Source organism: Pseudoalteromonas sp. NZS11 (genome assembly GCF_015864765.1).
GTDB classification, from domain to species: Bacteria; Pseudomonadota; Gammaproteobacteria; order Enterobacterales; family Alteromonadaceae; genus Pseudoalteromonas; species Pseudoalteromonas arctica.
Map to the genome: position 1 here is coordinate 17,345 of NZ_JADYWP010000004.1, position 17,282 is coordinate 34,626.

The 17,282-nt window shown below is 38.1% G+C and carries 20 protein-coding genes; 13 read left to right on the plus strand and 7 right to left on the minus strand.

Annotated features, from left to right (window positions below; genetic code table 11):
• Positions 1-4: 4 nt before the first annotated feature.
• Complete coding sequence (locus I6E82_RS09695; RefSeq protein ID WP_197111241.1) at positions 5-1,510, minus strand: capsule assembly Wzi family protein; 1,506 nt, start codon at positions 1,508-1,510, stop codon at positions 5-7.
• 211 nt (positions 1,511-1,721) lie between these two features.
• Here I6E82_RS09695 and I6E82_RS09700 point away from each other — a divergent pair, with 211 nt between their 5' ends.
• Both I6E82_RS09700 and I6E82_RS09705 read left to right on the plus strand, forming a co-directional pair.
• Complete coding sequence (locus I6E82_RS09700) at positions 1,722-2,792, plus strand: glycosyltransferase family 1 protein (RefSeq protein ID WP_165739968.1); 1,071 nt, start codon at positions 1,722-1,724, stop codon at positions 2,790-2,792.
• The gene (locus I6E82_RS09705; protein ID WP_197117744.1) at positions 2,792-3,877 is read left to right on the plus strand and encodes a glycosyltransferase; all 1,086 of its coding nucleotides are present in this window, start codon (positions 2,792-2,794) and stop codon (positions 3,875-3,877) included. The genes I6E82_RS09700 and I6E82_RS09705 overlap by 1 nt, the downstream gene beginning before the upstream one ends.
• Before the next feature lie 16 nt (positions 3,878-3,893).
• Here the strand turns inward: I6E82_RS09705 and I6E82_RS09710 are convergent, their stop codons facing one another.
• Entirely contained in the window at positions 3,894-4,622 is a 729-nt protein-coding gene (locus I6E82_RS09710) for a 3-deoxy-D-manno-octulosonic acid kinase (protein ID WP_007584712.1), read from the minus strand.
• Between the two features lie 122 nt (positions 4,623-4,744).
• Here I6E82_RS09710 and I6E82_RS09715 point away from each other — a divergent pair, with 122 nt between their 5' ends.
• The 6 genes from I6E82_RS09715 to glpG all read left to right on the plus strand — a co-directional run bounded on the left by I6E82_RS09715 (position 4,745) and on the right by glpG (position 10,006).
• Positions 4,745-5,803, plus strand: a complete 1,059-nt coding sequence (locus I6E82_RS09715; RefSeq protein WP_024591458.1) for a glycosyltransferase family 9 protein — start codon at positions 4,745-4,747, stop codon at positions 5,801-5,803.
• A complete protein-coding gene (gene gmhB, locus I6E82_RS09720; protein ID WP_197117745.1) occupies positions 5,803-6,366 on the plus strand; it encodes a D-glycero-beta-D-manno-heptose 1,7-bisphosphate 7-phosphatase in 564 nt (187 codons plus the stop codon). Before I6E82_RS09715 ends, gmhB begins: the two co-directional genes overlap by 1 nt.
• Before the next feature lie 169 nt (positions 6,367-6,535).
• The gene (locus tag I6E82_RS09725) at positions 6,536-7,729 is read left to right on the plus strand and encodes a glycine C-acetyltransferase (protein WP_197117746.1); all 1,194 of its coding nucleotides are present in this window, start codon (positions 6,536-6,538) and stop codon (positions 7,727-7,729) included.
• 50 nt (positions 7,730-7,779) lie between these two features.
• Positions 7,780-8,805, plus strand: coding sequence for an L-threonine 3-dehydrogenase (gene tdh / locus I6E82_RS09730; RefSeq protein WP_197117747.1), 1,026 nt, complete (start codon positions 7,780-7,782; stop codon positions 8,803-8,805).
• Between the two features lie 68 nt (positions 8,806-8,873).
• Positions 8,874-9,191 (plus strand): thiosulfate sulfurtransferase GlpE, encoded by a 318-nt coding sequence (gene glpE, locus I6E82_RS09735; protein WP_007584717.1) that lies wholly within the window; start codon positions 8,874-8,876, stop codon positions 9,189-9,191.
• Positions 9,188-10,006, plus strand: coding sequence for a rhomboid family intramembrane serine protease GlpG (gene glpG, locus I6E82_RS09740; RefSeq protein WP_024591461.1), 819 nt, complete (start codon positions 9,188-9,190; stop codon positions 10,004-10,006). Before glpE ends, glpG begins: the two co-directional genes overlap by 4 nt.
• A gap of 3 nt (positions 10,007-10,009) precedes the next feature.
• On the opposite strand, the gene I6E82_RS09745 is transcribed toward glpG, so the two are convergent.
• Positions 10,010-10,408, minus strand: a complete 399-nt coding sequence (locus I6E82_RS09745) for a flagellar basal body-associated protein FliL (RefSeq protein ID WP_007584719.1) — start codon at positions 10,406-10,408, stop codon at positions 10,010-10,012.
• A 154-nt stretch (positions 10,409-10,562) separates the two neighbouring features.
• Between I6E82_RS09745 and I6E82_RS09750 the strand changes: the two genes are divergently transcribed.
• Together I6E82_RS09750 and ubiA are read left to right on the plus strand one after the other, a co-directional pair.
• Entirely contained in the window at positions 10,563-11,102 is a 540-nt protein-coding gene (locus I6E82_RS09750) for a chorismate--pyruvate lyase family protein (protein ID WP_197117749.1), read from the plus strand.
• Positions 11,099-11,977: a 4-hydroxybenzoate octaprenyltransferase gene (gene ubiA / locus I6E82_RS09755; RefSeq protein ID WP_169043771.1), complete on the plus strand. Its 879-nt coding sequence runs from the start codon at positions 11,099-11,101 to the stop codon at positions 11,975-11,977. The genes I6E82_RS09750 and ubiA overlap by 4 nt, the downstream gene beginning before the upstream one ends.
• A 37-nt stretch (positions 11,978-12,014) precedes the next feature.
• On the opposite strand, the gene I6E82_RS09760 is transcribed toward ubiA, so the two are convergent.
• From I6E82_RS09760 to I6E82_RS09770, 3 genes are all read right to left on the minus strand, one after another.
• Complete coding sequence (locus tag I6E82_RS09760) at positions 12,015-12,635, minus strand: 2OG-Fe(II) oxygenase (RefSeq protein WP_007584723.1); 621 nt, start codon at positions 12,633-12,635, stop codon at positions 12,015-12,017.
• 92 nt (positions 12,636-12,727) lie between these two features.
• Positions 12,728-13,612, minus strand: a complete 885-nt coding sequence (locus I6E82_RS09765) for a LysR family transcriptional regulator (protein WP_007584725.1) — start codon at positions 13,610-13,612, stop codon at positions 12,728-12,730.
• Positions 13,613-13,989: 377 nt separating this feature from the next.
• Complete coding sequence (locus tag I6E82_RS09770; RefSeq protein ID WP_007584730.1) at positions 13,990-14,412, minus strand: DUF2721 domain-containing protein; 423 nt, start codon at positions 14,410-14,412, stop codon at positions 13,990-13,992.
• Positions 14,413-14,487: 75 nt separating this feature from the next.
• Between I6E82_RS09770 and I6E82_RS09775 the strand changes: the two genes are divergently transcribed.
• The 3 genes from I6E82_RS09775 to tsaD are packed head-to-tail and all read left to right on the plus strand — an operon-like array spanning position 14,488 to position 16,476.
• Positions 14,488-14,841, plus strand: coding sequence for a putative signal transducing protein (locus tag I6E82_RS09775; RefSeq protein WP_010554404.1), 354 nt, complete (start codon positions 14,488-14,490; stop codon positions 14,839-14,841).
• Complete coding sequence (locus I6E82_RS09780; protein ID WP_007584732.1) at positions 14,834-15,424, plus strand: YjaG family protein; 591 nt, start codon at positions 14,834-14,836, stop codon at positions 15,422-15,424. Before I6E82_RS09775 ends, I6E82_RS09780 begins: the two co-directional genes overlap by 8 nt.
• 38 nt (positions 15,425-15,462) lie before the next feature.
• On the plus strand, positions 15,463-16,476 hold the full coding sequence (gene tsaD, locus I6E82_RS09785; protein WP_007584734.1) for a tRNA (adenosine(37)-N6)-threonylcarbamoyltransferase complex transferase subunit TsaD: 1,014 nt from the start codon (positions 15,463-15,465) through the stop codon (positions 16,474-16,476).
• An 11-nt stretch (positions 16,477-16,487) separates the two neighbouring features.
• On the opposite strand, the gene plsY is transcribed toward tsaD, so the two are convergent.
• Complete coding sequence (gene plsY / locus I6E82_RS09790) at positions 16,488-17,099, minus strand: glycerol-3-phosphate 1-O-acyltransferase PlsY (RefSeq protein ID WP_007584736.1); 612 nt, start codon at positions 17,097-17,099, stop codon at positions 16,488-16,490.
• Positions 17,100-17,282 lie beyond the last annotated feature (183 nt).

A 17,282-nucleotide genomic window follows, 5' to 3' on the forward strand; every position in this document is an offset into this window, starting at 1 on the left:
CGTATTAAAAGTTATATTCGTACTTAGCAAACGCAGAAGTATCGTTTTCAGCACCGTCGTTGTTAGACGCAAAAGCACCTAAAGTGACGCGTCCTCCCATAGAAAGCATTCTGTAACGAAGTTCTAATTGCTTAGAGTTGTACGCTGTTTTAGTTATGCTGTTACCTAAATTTGGATTGCTAGGGTACCAATCGCTATTGTCACTATTGTAATCAACACTGCGTAATTTCAACTGCCAATCATCACCATTAGAAAGCTGACCAAGTAGTGTTAGGACAACTGATTGCGCATCATTATCATACGTCGAACCAATAGTGCGTCCATGGTAGCGATAGCCAGATTTGTAATCAGTATGTTCATAATAGCAATTTTCATCGACTAACCCTGTTGTGCATGAAACACCTGTATCGACATGCTCTAAATTTATTAATATGTTTTGGTCATAAATTCTTTGTGTAGTTTGTAAGCCAAATAAATATGCTCTACTTGATGGTTTAAATTTTGAACTAGCATCTTCGCCTATAGTACTGGCGTATATAGCGTATGGATGATTGAATAACGTATCTGACCACCGAATATCAATTCCTGCTAATTGGTTACCAATTTTAGATTCGAATTGATTATCGCAGTTTTCGCTACCATCAACACATGAAGCCTTCCCTGTAACTACATCAATAAAATCACCCGCAGAGCCCGGTTGTCCGTCACCTGCCCATTGTGCAGACCAGCTAAGTGCAATTTCTAACTGTTGAATAGGGCGAAAATTAACACGAGTACTCCACAGTAAAGCATCAGGTATAACACGCGTAGACTCAAGTTTAGCCATTTGTGCAGTAAAGCTCCATTGACCAATCCAGCTCAGCCATGGTGTATCGAAAGCAGTACTTTTTTCTCTGGTAACACTTAGTGCAGGTAAAGGTTTCGCATTACCTGACATAATTAAGCTGTTATCAACACCAGGTCCCCAAAATTGTTCAACAGCACCGGCTCTAAAAATCCAGTTACCTAAACGGTAAGCTAAGTAACTATTATCAAGTGAGGTATCGTTACAATCGGTTAAAGCTTGCTCGTTGGTAACTATATCGTCAGTCGTTTTTCCATCAACTAAACATTTTTTACCGTCTTTTCTATAATTTATAGCTACTTTAGCTGCAAAGTTATCGCCTAAATAAGCGTAAGCTGCAGAAAGCTCTGTTTCTTGAGTATTTGTTGCACCAAAGCTTGTTGCTATGATTGGATCTGTGGCTGCAAAAGCTGATAATTGAAGACTATGTGAGCTACTATTTTCCGATTTATATCGATGTTTAACGCGAAGTAAAGCATCTTGTAAGCTTGGAGATAATTGCTCCAGCGGCATGCTTTCCACATCGCTTATAAAACTTTTCCACATAAGCGGATAGGTAGTTACAGGAGCTAAAATAACACCGGCATCAGCTAATTGTTGAATATCAGCTCTTAGACCATAATCATCGGGTTTTACCCATGGCTCAGCATTAACTGATGCGCTCATAGCGCAAAAAAGAGTAGAAAGTAGAAAAATTCTGTTTCGCAAAGTTCAGATCCTTGTGATTAAGATTGCGGCTAAGTTTATCAATCTAAGTCTGCTATTGCAGTAAATAATCAAATTTATAGAGTTAATTTAATATATTAAAATGTAACCTGTCTATCGTAATAAGTATCTGATTGATATACTGGAGCTCAAATAGGACATTGAGAATGCAATGAGCAACAAACGACTTTTATTTATTCCAGTATCATCACCAGAAGGCATTGGTGAATATATGCGCTCGTTGTTGTTGGCTCAAAGTTTAAAGGCAGAACTTGCAGATTCTCTCGATATTCACTTTATATTAAATAAGCATACAAGCTACGCAAAAGATTGTCCTTTTGAAGCCACACTACTCGAACACTCAGCGACTAAAGAGCTTGATTTTGTTTGCGACTTTATAGAGCAATTTAAACCTGATGTCGTTGTTTTTGATTGTGCAGGACGTGCAGGGCATATGAAGGCGGCTAAAAAGGTAGGCGCTAAAGTTATATTCATTTCTCAGCATGCAAAAAAACGTGCTAAAGGCTTAAAACTTAACAGAATTAATTTAATTGATACACATTGGGTAGTTCAACCTGATTATTGTATTGAGCCACTTACATGGGCTGAAAGTACGAAGTTAGACATGTTTCCCTTGGCACATCCTCGAAATGTAGGTCCTTTTGTTACATTTGCCTCTTGCGCGCAAAAACGTGATGTTTTAAATCGCTATAACTTAGTATCGGAAGGCTATTTTATTGTAAATGCTGGCTCAGGCGGACATGTATTAAATAACCTTAATTGCGCTGATGTTTACTTTAAAGCCGCGCTTAAAATTACTAAGCACACTGGTTTAAAAGCAGTTGTTGTGTTTGGTCCCAATTATAAGAAAGCCATTCCTGAAAGTGATGAGGTTACTTGTTTAGCAAGTTTGCAAAGTACTGATTTTTTGGCATTAATGAGCCAAGCTAAAATCGCATTACTTAGCGGTGGAGATACTTTACTGCAAGCAATTGCAGTTCAAACCCCCGTTGTGGCATGTGCTATCTCAAAAGATCAAAATACACGTTTGGATCATTGTGTTAATGCAGGTGTTGTCATAAAAGCAAATCTTGATATTGATGAAATCACTACGAAAATAGCTCAGGTTATTAGCGAGCCTTTCTATAATGAATTCGTTGCTAAATATAGCCAACTTGATAATACACATAGCTTCGATGTGATCACTAATGGCATAAAAAATATGCTTATAGGGGATCGCTAATGAATATAGTGATTGTAATTGATTCCCTAGTGGGTGGTGGTGCTGAAAAAGTAATGCTTACCCTTGCTGAGGAAATGGCCAAGTTAAAGCACCGAATCACTATTTTGTCTCTTGCTAACTCTATAGAATATAATATCCCTGAAGTACTTAACGTGGAGAGTTTATTCGCACATAGGGCATCAAAAGTAGATCGATTTTGGCAGCGTAAAAATAGCATTTTAACACTACAAACTTGGTTTGAAAAAAAACAAAGCGAGCTGGGCAATATTGATTTAGTGCTTTCTAATCTTGATAAAAGTAATAACTTGCTCGCGCGTAGTAATATCAAAAATGTTCATTTTGTTATTCACAACTCAGTTAATGCAGAACTTGCACGTCAAAAAAAGTTAGGTCCATTTTCATACTTATATCTTAAAAAAAGTAAGCAAAATTTAAATGGTAAATCACTTATTTGCGTATCAAAGGGTGTTGAAAAAGAAATAATACAAGGGGATTTAATTAACCCAAGTGCAATTGCGACTATTTACAACCCGTTCGATTTTGAAAAAATAAGACAGCAAGCAAATGAGCAAAATAACAATATCCCAAATGAGCCCTACTTAATTCATGTAGGAAGACTCGCCAAACAAAAACGCCACGATATATTATTTGCAGCATTTGCAAAGCTTGATAAAAAATACAAGTTAGTACTTTTATGTAATAAACCGGCTAAAGCGCTAAAGCTTGCACAGGAATACGGCATAGAAAAACAGTTAGTAGTGCCAGGATTTCAACAAAACCCGTACAACTGGATTAAGCATGCCAAAGCTTTAGTGTTGAGTTCTGATTTTGAAGGACTTCCAACGGTATTAATTGAGGCTTTAGCGGTGGGTACTCCGGTAGTTAGTACTAATTGTACATTTGGACCAAGCGAGATATTAACAGGCGAGCTAAGTAAATATTTAGTACCCGTTCAGCAAAGTGAGGCATTAGCCAATGCCGTTAAGCAGGTGCTAGCAGATAAGCCAAATGTAGAAAACGCAGATATTCTAAAACAAGTACAGGCAGAGCAGGTTGCTCTGCAGTATTTAGCATTGGCTAACTAAGTTAACTTATATTAGGTTAACTTATATTAGCGAGTGCTTTGAGGTAGTTGCTATGCAGAGTTTGCCAGTCAGTCGCTTGCCAATTAAATGACTCGTTTCGACCTTGTTCTTTTAAAAATGAGCGCTCAAGTCGTTCCATATTACTTTGTTGCCACTGCACATTAGGCATTTTTATTTCACCTCTATCAAAGTCGATAATGTACACATCACCAGTATCATCAAACAAAATGTTATTAATGTTTAAATCGGCGTGATAAACACCTTTTGAATGAAATAGCGCGATTGTTTTAGCTATGCGCTCCAACTCATCTTCGGTCAATGGGCGTTCAATTAATACATCGAGTACACTTTTAGCGCCTTTAACAGCCTCGGTAATAATATCACCACGATAAATTAATCCGCTGCGGGTTACTTTAGCTGCAATAGGGGTTGGTACGTTTAAACCAAGCTCTATAAGTTTACTCATTAAGCTAAACTCTTTATACACACGGGTTTGTTCAAGTCCTGGGTATAAATATTGATCGCTTAGCAATTTACCTACTAAGCCACCGCGCCAATAATGCCTAAGTACGGCTGTTAATTCGTCTTGCTTAAAAAACCACGCAGTTGCTCGACCTTTTTTAGCGCCCACAATTTTATTTTGTTGTTGCCAATAATTTGCATCAAACCAATCGAGGGTAATTTGGCTCGTGTATTTAGGGTGGCTTAATACAGTGTGATTGCCTTGCACGTGTTGTTTAAACATAGCTCTGCGTAATTGCTAAATAATGTGCCTATATTAGCGCGTTTTAAAGCTGAGGATAAGTGCTTGCAATAGCGTGATTATAATTTAAGATCGGCTTTTGTATTTAATACCTAAGGGAATGTGTGACTCAAGCTCCTAACTATTCATCTATTTGTATATTAAGACTCTCAGCCATTGGTGACGTATGTCATGGTGTGAGTGCTGTACAAGCCATTCAAAAAGCACACCCAAATGCAAAAATCACCTGGGTTATTGGTAAAATAGAAGCGATGTTACTTGCCGACTTACCGGGTGTTGAGCTGGTGGTATTTGATAAAAAACAAGGTAAAGCAGCACTTAAAAGCTTAAAGCAACGCTTTAAAGATCAACAGTTTGATGTACTACTTAATATGCAAGTTGCATTAAGGGCTGGGTTTGTAGCGCGTTGTATTCCTGCAAAAGTAAAAATAGGGTTCGATTGGGCACGTTCAAAAGAATTGCACAGCTTGTTTATTAATAAACGAATAGCCCCAGAAGCTCAGGCGCATGTGCTTGAAGGCTTTAAAGGTTTTGCAAAAGCCATTGGTGTAGCTGATTATAAACCGAGTTGGGACATGCCATATACAGAGCAAGACCAAGCGGTTGCTGATGAACTACTAACACCAGAGTACCTAACTAATAAACTGTTAGTAATATCGCCAGCAGCAAGTAAAGCACAGCGCAATTGGCTCGCTGATCGTTATGCAGCATTGGCTGATTATGCAAATGAGCAAGGCTTTAAGGTGGTATTGACGGGGGGGCCAACAGAACTTGAAATTAACCTAGCAAATAGTATTGTTGAGTATAGTAAAACACCTATTTTAAATTTAGTGGGTAAAACGAAACTCAAAGAGTTGTTGTGCGTGTTAAAGCGTGGCAGCTTAGTGCTTGCGCCCGATACGGGTCCTGCACATATGGCGGTAACGGTTGGTACGCCGGTTATTGGTTTATACGCACATTCAAACCCAGCACGCACAGGTCCTTACTTATACCAAGACTACGTGGTAGAGGTTTATCATCAAAATTTGCTTAAGCAAACTGGTAAAACAGCTGAGCAAGTGCCGTGGGGTACGCGCGTAAAAGGCGATGATTTAATGAGCCAAATTACAGTTGATGACGTAAAAGCGATGTTTGATCATGTTGTACAAAAAGAGTCTTTGTAATGAATGCACAAAAAAAAAATAAAGCACTTTTTTTAGACCGAGATGGCGTAGTAAATGTTGACCATGGTTATGTGTATCAAAGCGATAAATTTGAATTTATTGAAGGTGTTTTTAGTACTTGTAAAGCATTTTATGATGCGGGCTATAAAATCATAATCGTCACTAATCAATCTGGAATTGGTCGAGGTTATTACACCGAAACTGATTTTTTAGCACTGACCGACTGGATGAAAGACCAATTTAGTGCCCACAGCATTGAAGTTACCGATGTGTATTTTTGCCCTCATCACCCTAAAAAGGCGCACCCTGAATATTTGAAAGAGTGCAGTTGCAGAAAGCCTGCGCCAGGTATGTTATTACAAGGCATACAAGAGCATAATATCGACCCTGCTTGCAGCATTATGGTGGGTGACAAACTCAGTGATATGGAGGCTGCGAAAAAAGCAGGGATCACTACCCGCGTTTTAGTGCATTCAGGTCAAAGCTTTGATGAAAGTGCTAAGCAAGAGGCTGATTTAATTATCGATTCTATAAACAGTTTACCTGCACTTTTAAATACATAAATAAACTAAACAGATTAGCCTGTAAACTGGCAGGAATTCCTTCCAGTGTAGGGCGTTTACGACGAACTGCAAACCGTGCATTTTCCCCATTAAACTTTTACAATACCCCCCATAATAAACAGTCGCTTAAATGTGGTTGTTTACCCGTTCAAATAAATGGAGAACACAGATGAGAGCATCTGCTTTTTTTAGCCAGTTACAACAGCAAATTGAAGACGTAAAAACCGAAGGTTTGTATAAAAGCGAACGTATTATTAAATCTCAGCAGCAAGCTCAAATCGAAGTTGCGTCAGGTAAAGTAATCAACTTTTGTGCTAATAACTACTTAGGTTTAGCTAATAGCCCAGAGCTAATTGAAGCTGCGCAAAACGGTTTAAATAATCATGGTTTTGGTGTTGCGTCTGTTCGTTTTATTTGTGGTACGCAAGATATTCATAAAACACTAGAGAAAAAAATCAGTGAGTTTTTAGAAACAGAAGATACGATTTTATATTCTTCATGTTTTGATGCAAACACAGGCTTGTTTGAAACCATTTTAGGCGCAGAAGACGCTATTATTTCTGATTCATTAAACCATGCATCAATTATTGATGGTGTACGTTTGTGTAAAGCCAAGCGTTTTCGTTATGGAAATAACGATATGGCTGATCTTGAAAAGCAACTTATTGCAGCAGATGAAGCCGGCGTTAAAACGAAACTAATAGCTACTGATGGCGTGTTCTCTATGGACGGCGTTATTTGTAATTTAGAAGCTGTGTGCGACTTAGCCGATAAATATGATGCACTTGTAATGGTTGATGACTCTCATGCTGTTGGCTTTGTTGGCGAAAACGGTAAAGGTACACCTGAGTACTGTAATGTATTAGACCGTGTAGATATTATTACCGGCACATTAGGCAAAGCGCTAGGCGGCGCTTCAGGTGGTTATACTTCAGGTAAAAAAGAAATTGTTGAATGGTTACGCCAACGTTCGCGCCCATACTTGTTCTCAAACTCATTAGCACCTTCAATTGTTACTGCATCAATTAAAGTACTTGAAATGCTAGAAAATGGCGGCGAGCTTCGCGCTAAACTTTGGTCAAATGCTAAATATTTCCGTGAGCAAATGGAAGCTGTTGGTTTTACGTGTGCAGGTAAAGATCATGCAATCATCCCAGTAATGCTGGGAGATGCAAAAGTAGCCTCGTTAATGGCTGATAAGTTACTTGTTGAAGGTATTTACGTCACTGGTTTTTCATTCCCTGTAGTACCAAAAGGGCAAGCGCGTATTCGTACACAAATTTCAGCGGCGCATAGTATTGAGCAACTCGATATTGCTATTGATGCATTTACCCGCATTGGTAAAGAAATGGGCGTTATTTAATTTTATTTTAAACCGAAGCCTTGCTTCGGTTTTTTAGTTGAGTGTGAATTATGAAAGCATTATCTAAATTAAAAGCAGAACCGGGCATTTGGATGACAGATGCGCCAAAGCCAGAAGTGGGTCATAACGACTTACTGATTAAAATTCGTAAAACAGCTATTTGTGGTACCGACGTACATATTTACAAATGGGATGAATGGGCAAGCAAAACTATTCCTACTCCAATGGTTGTTGGTCACGAGTATGTTGGTGAAGTCGTTGATATGGGCCAGGAAGTTCGTGGCTTTAAAGTAGGTGACCGCGTATCGGGTGAAGGTCATATTACGTGTGGGCACTGTCGTAACTGTCGTGCTGGGCGTGTACATTTATGCCGAAATACAACAGGCGTAGGTGTAAACCGTGAAGGTGCATTTGCAGAGTATTTAGTTATTCCTGCATTTAATGCATTTAAAATTCCAGATAACATTTCTGACGAACTGGCTTCTATTTTTGACCCGTTTGGCAATGCAGTTCATACCGCATTATCGTTTGACTTAGTTGGCGAAGATATACTTATTACTGGTGCAGGCCCAATTGGTATTATGGCAGCAGCGGTTGCAAAACACGTTGGTGCTCGCCACGTCGTTATTACCGACGTAAATGAATACCGCCTAGATTTAGCCCGCAAAATGGGTGCATCACGTGCTGTAAACGTGGCAAGCGAAAAGCTTGAAGATGTAATAAAAGACTTAGGTATGACAGAGGGCTTTGATATTGGTCTTGAGATGTCAGGTGTGCCAAGCGCTTTTAATTCAATGCTTAATAACATGAACCACGGCGGTAAAATTGCCATGCTAGGTATTCCACCATCTGATATGGCAGTTGATTGGAACCAAGTTATTTTTAAAGGTTTAGTGATTAAAGGTATTTACGGTCGCGAAATGTTCGAAACGTGGTACAAAATGGCAAGCTTGATTCAATCTGGTCTTGATTTGAACCCAATTATTACACATCAGTATTCTGTGGATGACTTCCAAGCTGGCTTTGATATGATGATTTCAGGTCAGTCAGGTAAAGTAATTTTAAACTGGGATTAGTTCCTAACTAAATTACAAGAAGGGCGGCTTTAGCCGCCTTTTTTATACTATTAATTAAAGAGACTTCAATGGCATTTAAACACATTTCTATAGCGCAAACGTTAGAACTTCTAGATAAAGAAGACGTTGTAATTGCAGATATTCGCGATCCAAATTCGTATCAAGCTGGTCGTATTCCAGGCTCAGAAGCACTTTCTAACGGTAATATTGCACAATTTATGATGGAAAAAGAATTCGATCAGCCAATTATTATTGTGTGTTACCACGGTATGAGCTCTCAGGGCGCAGCTAGTTATTTAGTTGAGCAAGGTTTTGAAGACGTATACAGCATGGATGGCGGTTTTACTGCTTGGGAAGCGTCTTATAGCGAGAAAGTAGAACGATGATAGAGCTTGGCAGTTTAAATAACCCACGCGCCGCACAAGGCTTTATAGATTATTTAAAAAGCCAAGGCCTAGATGCAAAGATACACTCAGCAGATGGCAGTAATGTCATTATTAGCGTGACTGAGGAGGACTTTCATCAAGTTCAGCCTTTATGGGTTGAGTTTACACAAAACCCTAATCATGAAAAATACCAGCAAGCATCTTGGGATGTAGGCAGCACACAATCGCCGCTTAAATATCAAGGGCAATCACTTAATCTTATGGCGCGGTTTAAAGCGCTTAGCTGGCTTAACCAAACTGTTAGCATATTGAGTATTGTTATTTATGTCGCTTTTTTATTGGGTGGATTTGATGAAATTTATACAGTTCTGCAATTTAATCCATCACAACCACTAAGCTGGCTAACTCCCGCGCTTGTGCATTTTAGCGCGATCCATATTGTGTTTAATTTAATTTGGTGGATGTCGCTTGGCGACAATATCGAAAAGCAATGCGGAAAACTCAGCTTAATAGGTTTGTTTTTAGTGACTGCGCTTATTAGTAATTGGGCGCAATACCTAATGGTTGGTCCCAACTTTGGCGGTTTGAGTGGCGTAGTATATGGGTTACTTGGTTTTTGTTGGATTCATAGCTTTTTAAATCCGAACAAACCTGCGCTGGTTAGTACGGCTATTGTTGGTTTTATGTTGATTTGGTTAGTGCTTGGGTTTGCAGATGTATTGTTTGTAGGTATGGCTAATTGGGCGCACTTAGGTGGATTAGTTAGCGGTATGGCTTTTGCCTACACCGCCAAAGTATTTAACGCAAAACGTTAAATACTAATGATATAAATATTTAGTGAACAAGACTTCACGGATGATCTCTTGTCCTGTTTCTTCTTTTAAGAGGCTTTTTAGTTTTTCGGCGCACTTTGCGCGTATTTCTTCACGGCCAGTAAGGGATTTTATTTTTTCTTCAGGCTCTTTAGATAAAATCTCTACTAGGGCATCACGTAGTAATGGCGTGTGGTGCTCTACTACTGCAATATCTGAAGTGTCATTAAGCATTAAATCAATAGTTACACGTACATAGCCCATTTTTTTACTTGATGCGCCAATGTAGTTGGTGATTATATCGGGCTCAAAACCAAAATAACCAACTGTAGATTCAGCACGAGCTGTAAAGCTTATGACACTTACAAAGAACGTAAAAAGACCTGCGTATACTATTTTTTTCATATTTAAAGCGTTTCTTAAAACTTGTTACAAATAGTTTATACTTAATAGTGGGTAATAAACAGCGCCAAGCTATTATATATGGTTATAAAACATCACTTTTTCAAAAGCTTTGGCAATGGTATCATCTCGTTGTTTTTTATTTTGTTGAGCTATTGTGATTACTTATCCTCTGTCTATATCTGCTAATTGGCAGTCCACTTCATATGTAAGTGACTTATCTCCTCTAGAGCAAGAATGGCTTTTTGAACCTAATTCTTTAACTGCTAAATTAAAAAGTAAATCACAAATTTTTAGTGTAAGAGTATTAAGCGAGCAGTTATTTACTTTAAGTCTAGAGCAAAAGTTATTACTAAACTGTAGCGCTAAAACAGCTATTAATAGAGAAGTACTCTTATTGTGCGATAACAAACCTGTGGTATACGCACAGAGCTGGCTTCCTAAAAATGATTCGAGCAATCCTTTGCACAATATGGGTGAACGACCTCTTGGTGATGTGATTTTTCAAGACCCAGCACTAAAACGAACGGATATAGAAATTGCTTATTTTGATGCCAAGCACCCCGTTCAGCAATTAGTTGCAAAATTAGACCTACCCGGAAAAAACTTACTCGGTCGTCGAAGTGTGTTTTCGCTACGAGAATATAAATTTTTAGTGTGTGAAGTGTTTTTACCAGGAGCATATTTATACTCATGAAATTAGCCGTTTTAAAGCCAAAACATATTTCTTACTATATACAGCTAATGCGTATAGATAAGCCCATTGGTACCTTGTTATTACTTTGGCCAACATACTGGGCTTTATGGCTTGCTAATAGTGGGATGCCGAGCTTACTCAACTTTATTATATTTACGCTGGGCGTTGTTGTTATGCGAAGTGCAGGGTGTGTAATTAATGATTTTGCAGATAGGAAAATAGACGGCTCTGTAAAACGCACAGCTCAGCGGCCGCTAGCTTCAGGGCGGGTTAGTAGTGGTGAAGCACTTAGCCTATTTTTACTGCTCATAGTTATTGCGTTTATTTTAGTATTAATGCTTAGCGTTAATACTATTTTGCTTTCTTTTGGTGCTTTGGCTTTAGCCTTTTGCTACCCTTTTATGAAACGCTATACGCAATTACCACAAGTTGTTTTAGGTGCTGCATTTGGTTGGGCTATTCCAATGGCCTATATGGCTTCAATAAATGCATTACCTCAGCAGGCATGGTTATTATTTATAGCCAACATTTGCTGGACAGTCGCTTATGACACTATGTATGCGATGGTTGATAGAGATGACGATTTAAAAATAGGGGTAAAATCAACCGCTATTTTATTTGGTAAATACGACCGCCACATAATCTTTTTACTTAATGCTGTATTTATATCGCTGGTTGCGTTTATTGGTATAAGTAATCATTTAAGTGTCGCGTTTGGCATTGGTTTGAGTGTGGCTGCTGGTTTATTGGCATATCAACAAACGCTTATTCATAAACGTGAAAGAGATGCCTGCTTTAAAGCGTTTTTAAATAATCATTATGTGGGCTTGGCTATCTTTATAGGGTTATTACTTTCATACCCAATAGCATTTTAAAGCCTTAATAAAGGCTGTTAAAATTCTCTATTTAGAGCTATCGGGGTGGATCAATAATGCCGCTAATAGAGGCGTTTTTTCTAAACCATCCAGCAATAGAATAGCGTTCGTCAACTGCAGGGAGCACTTCATGAGCAAAACGTTCGCTTTCAAACATAACCAATGTGCCAGCAGTTGGTTTAATGGTTATTTCTACTTCTTTACTTTTAGGTTTATATATAACAAGTTCGCCACCTTGCTCTGGCGTATTTAAATAAAGCACCGTTGTAAATACACGATTAGATCGACCTTTAAATGCATCTAAGTGTTTTTTGTAAAAATCACCCTGTGTATATTTTGCATAATGGCATTCGTAATCAAATAGCCCCATAAAAAAGCTACGATTTAACGTGGTTTTTATACTTTGCATTATTGCTTGATACGTAAGCTGTGCTTGAGAGCTGCCGTCAAACCAATAGGTTTTGTCAGTGCGAATAGTTTTATCTATTTGTAAGTTATTTAATCGACCAATACCGGCAAGGCTAAAGTGGGGGTTTATACGGTGACAATCTGCAACTAAATCGTTAACTAAATCGGCAATAAGCGCGTTATGAATTACGGTGTATCCTTGGCGTTCTATATCATCTAAATAGACATCAGGACCAAAAAGTGTGTTCATTCACATCAGCTGTTTAAAAAAGGTGCGACAGTGTAGCCGAAAAGCGATTTAAAGCTACTGTTTATTGTGCCGCACTTTTTCAAAAAGAAGGGTTAGTTAAATGCAGCTCCCGCCTTTTTTATAAGCGACAACAAGTGTTCTACATGTTCGGTAATAGACGTTTGTTGGCTTGTCTGTACAACGAGTTGTTCGTGATTTAAATCTTTATTTGTTTTTAGTTGCACGAGTTCAGAGTTCTCTGCGATTGTGTTCGCATGCTCAATGCTTGCTATAGCAAAGTGATCTGATTTAACTACACCAGCCATTACTTGCTCAATGCTACCCACTTTAATACTTGATGATTTATTTAAAGAATCAATTGCTTCATTAAGCATAGTTTGCACTTGTTTAGATTGAGAGAAGCAGCCAAACATAGGGTAGCTATCAAGATTTTGCTTACTTATATCGTTTTTATGTGCAAGAGGGTGATTTTTTGAAACAAATAATACAAGCTGATCAGGTAAGTGAATGTCACTGCCAATACTATTAATAGCTTGAGAGTATACACTTATGTCTATTTCACCTTGTTGGAGTCTGCGTGTTAGCTCTTGTTGATCTTGTAACTGCATTTCAATTTTTATATGAGGATATTGAGCTAAAAACTGTCCACAAGAAATAGGTACTATGCTGCTTGCCTTATTGGTATAGCCAATAACAAGTTTTTCATTAGCATTACCGTTTACTGATTGAAAAATCCGTTTTTTCGTTAGCTCAAGTTCCGATAGAGTCGTTTTAGCATATTCAAGGAAAAGTTCGCCTTCAGGCGTTAATTTAACAGAACGAGTTGAGCGTTTTACTAACTCATATCCCATTTCATTTTCAAGTGTTTGAATGCTGCGCGTTAGCGCTGAAGTACTAATTTGGGTTTGTTCAGCTGCTTGTCTAAAGTGACGTAATACACCAAGTGCTACAAATTGCTCTAATTGTTCAAATCTCACTTTATAGTCCCTTTTTATAAGTAAGTCGCAGATACCACGGATATCAAATATATTAATTTTTATTCTAAAGTTTAGTAAAATTCTATATTGAAATACGGTTGCAAGTTCATACGTGTTTCCAGCAGGATACCCCCCTTTTAGTATTAATTAAAGAGGAAAGCGACCAAATAGTATTACTTTTTTAATTGATAACTAGTTGTTTATTGTGTTTTGTCTATATTTTTGCAATTAACTATCTAGGCAAAGTTATTTTAACTCAGTGGGTTAGTTAGGAGATTGGAATTTAATTGTTCTAATTAATAAAAAAGTACGCCCCAAGATAGGGCGCACATATAACATGATTATGACAAATAATAGGGTGTTTTATCTATAAGAGTTTATTTTACAAAATTTCTATTTATTCGGCTGCTTAATGGTTTATTTTCAATGCTTTGTAGTTCTATTTCAATCGCATCACAAGAAATATGTATTTCGAATAAAGACGTTAATAACGATAAACTTAAGCAAGCTAAGCTAATGCCAAATAAAATAATCCCTGTGGTATTAAATTCAATAAATAAAGCAAACATCGAAAATGTACACAGTAAAAAAGAGGCTACGCCGTATACCTGCATTGTTCTGATTAAGTTTATTCGTTTACGTAAGTTAGTGATTTGAGCGACTACAACAGGTCGGATAGATTCACCTTCGCGTGCATTTAACTCCCTAATTAATTGCGCTAAAACTAAAAATCGGTTTGTATAGGCTAATAATAGCAGCGATATGGCCGGAAAAAGTAAGCCCGGGGTTGTAAGTGTCATGTTTATTCCTTAAAAGTGCAGCATGCTAATAATTTAGCGTAGGATATTGTTAACACAAAATAAATGAGGTGAATATTGCAAAATATTAATAATAAAAATTCAACTGATAGCTCTTTTCAATGGGTTACAATTTATAAAGCCGAAAATACCCTTGAAGCTAATATTATTAAAGGTTTAATACAAACCAGTGGCATCGAATGCAAAATAAAAGGTGAGATGCTCCAAGGCGCATTGGGAGAAATTCCATTTGATCAAGCACAAGTTAGTGTGCAGGTTTATGCGATAAAAGAGCGCCATGCGCGCCAAATATTGGTAAACTATCAACAAGTAAAACAATCCGCTCCAGATTGGGTATGCCCTAACTGTAATGAGCATAATGGATCAACATTTGATTTTTGTTGGTCGTGTGAGACGTTAAAGAATGACTAAAGCAAATAATTTTCAGCGTATTAGAGAGCTTAACTATTTACAAAAAGCTGTTTTAGCAAGTGCTTTAATAGAGCGAATGCTGCCAAATTACGGTTTATTTAGCGAAGCAACGGGGTTTGGTGATGAAACCTTACTTCGTAATTCGCTTAATGTTTGTTGGGAAAAAATATTACTGCCTAAAAGTAAAATAGATCTCGAAAAACAAGTTGAAAAAATAGAACCGAATGTTCCTGAACTTGCTGATTTTGATATGTTTGGTACTTACCCTGCTATTGATGCTGCAACGTCTTTACTTAGCTTAATGCATGGTTTAATGGCGCAAGATGAGCAAGAGTTCATTAGTGTCAGTAAAATATCTCAAGCAACAGTGGCCCGCTTTATTGAATATCAAATGACGGTTGAAGGTGAGGTTGCAGATAACACGGCCGTTAGAGAGCATCCATTAATGCAATACGAAATTGAAGTATTAGGTGAGCTAATTGATTTTGTAGAAAATATGGGGCGTATTACCTCTGATAGCGTGAAGGCACTTAAAAAGTTTGCTCTAGAAGATGGCCAAACAAATATTGGCCTTACGTTATAAAAACAGCGAAGTGAAATTTTAAAGGCAGGAGAAGTACAGTGCGAATTTTAGGCATTGAATCGTCATGTGATGAAACAGGTATTGCAATATACGATGACGAAAAAGGCTTGTTAGCTCATCAATTATACAGCCAGGTAAAAGTACACGCTGATTATGGCGGTGTAGTACCGGAACTTGCATCGCGCGATCATGTTCGTAAAACGCTACCACTTATAGACGCAGCTTTTGCACAAGCGGGTTGCGGCCCAGAAGATTTAGACGGTATTGCTTATACTGCAGGCCCAGGTTTAGTTGGAGCATTGTTGGTAGGTACTTCTATTGGTCGTTCATTAGCATACGGTTGGGATATTCCAGCTGTTGCTGTTCATCATATGGAAGGGCATTTACTTGCTCCGATGCTTGAAGAAAATATTCCTGAGTTTCCGTTTATTGCATTGCTTGTATCGGGCGGTCATACCATGATGGTTAAAGTAGCGGGTATTGGACAATACGAAGTACTAGGTGAGTCAGTTGATGATGCCGCAGGCGAAGCCTTTGATAAAACGGCTAAGTTACTTGGTCTTGACTACCCTGGAGGTCCGCGCTTAGCCAAAATGGCCGAACAAGGCGTTGCGAAGCGCTTTATTTTTCCTCGCCCGATGACCGACAAACCAGGTCTTGATTTTAGTTTTAGTGGTTTAAAAACTGCAGCATCAATCACTATTCGTGAAAATGACGATGACGATCAAACTAAAGCTGATATAGCGCATGCATTTCAAACAGCGGTTATTGATACGTTGGTTATTAAGTGCAAGCGAGCGCTTAAACAAACAGGTATTAAGCGTTTAGTAATCGCCGGTGGCGTAAGTGCAAATACACAGCTTCGATTGCAGCTTGAACGCGTAATGAAAGGTATGAAAGGCGAAGTTTTTTATCCGCGTACTGAATTTTGTACCGACAACGGTGCAATGATTGCTTATGCAGGAATGCAACGTTTAAAAGCAGGGCAATTTGCCACGCTTGATATGAAAACAAAACCTCGTTGGCCTATAGATAGCCTTGAGCCGATTTAATGACTCATATTTTAGATATTTTTGTTTTCATCGGTGGGTGCTTTTTTAGCACCCACTTTTGGTTCTTCCCCGCTAAATAATCGAATAATATTAGTACGGTGACGAAATATAATTAACAGCGTGATAAAAGTAACGGGAAGAGTATAAAGTGGCTTTATCAGCCATGTATATAAGGGCGCTAAAGATACAGCTACAAGCGCTGCCAGCGATGAATAGCGTGTTATTGCCACTATAACTAACCAAGTGCATACAAGTAAACCAGCCAATGATAAGCCAATAGGTAATAATGAGCCAAATGCCGTTGCTACGGCTTTACCTCCTTTGAAGCTAAAAAACAGTGGGTACATATGACCTAAACAAGCAGCTACTGCGACTAATCCAAGCTCTAAAGGTTCAACTTCTAAAAAATAAGCCCCCCATACTGGAATAGTGCCTTTTAAAATATCAAACACTAAAACCAAGCAAGCCGGAAATGCTCCGCCTAATCTATAAACATTTGTAGCCCCTGGGTTGTTAGAACCACTATTACGAGGGTCAGGGAGTTTGAACAACCGCGACACTAAAATAGCCGACGAAATCGACCCAAGTAAATAAGCTAAAACAAACATTAAAGTGGCTAACACACGCTTCCTTATTTTTTAATTACTATACCAATTGATAGTACTTTTAAGCTATTATTGGCAGCAAAATTTATCGTGAAAATTATTAACAGGCTATTTAATAGCTAGTTTGGTTATTTTGCTATTGTAGAAGTTATTTTCACATATTTAAACACTGGCTAAACCATATACAGTATTAATTTTATT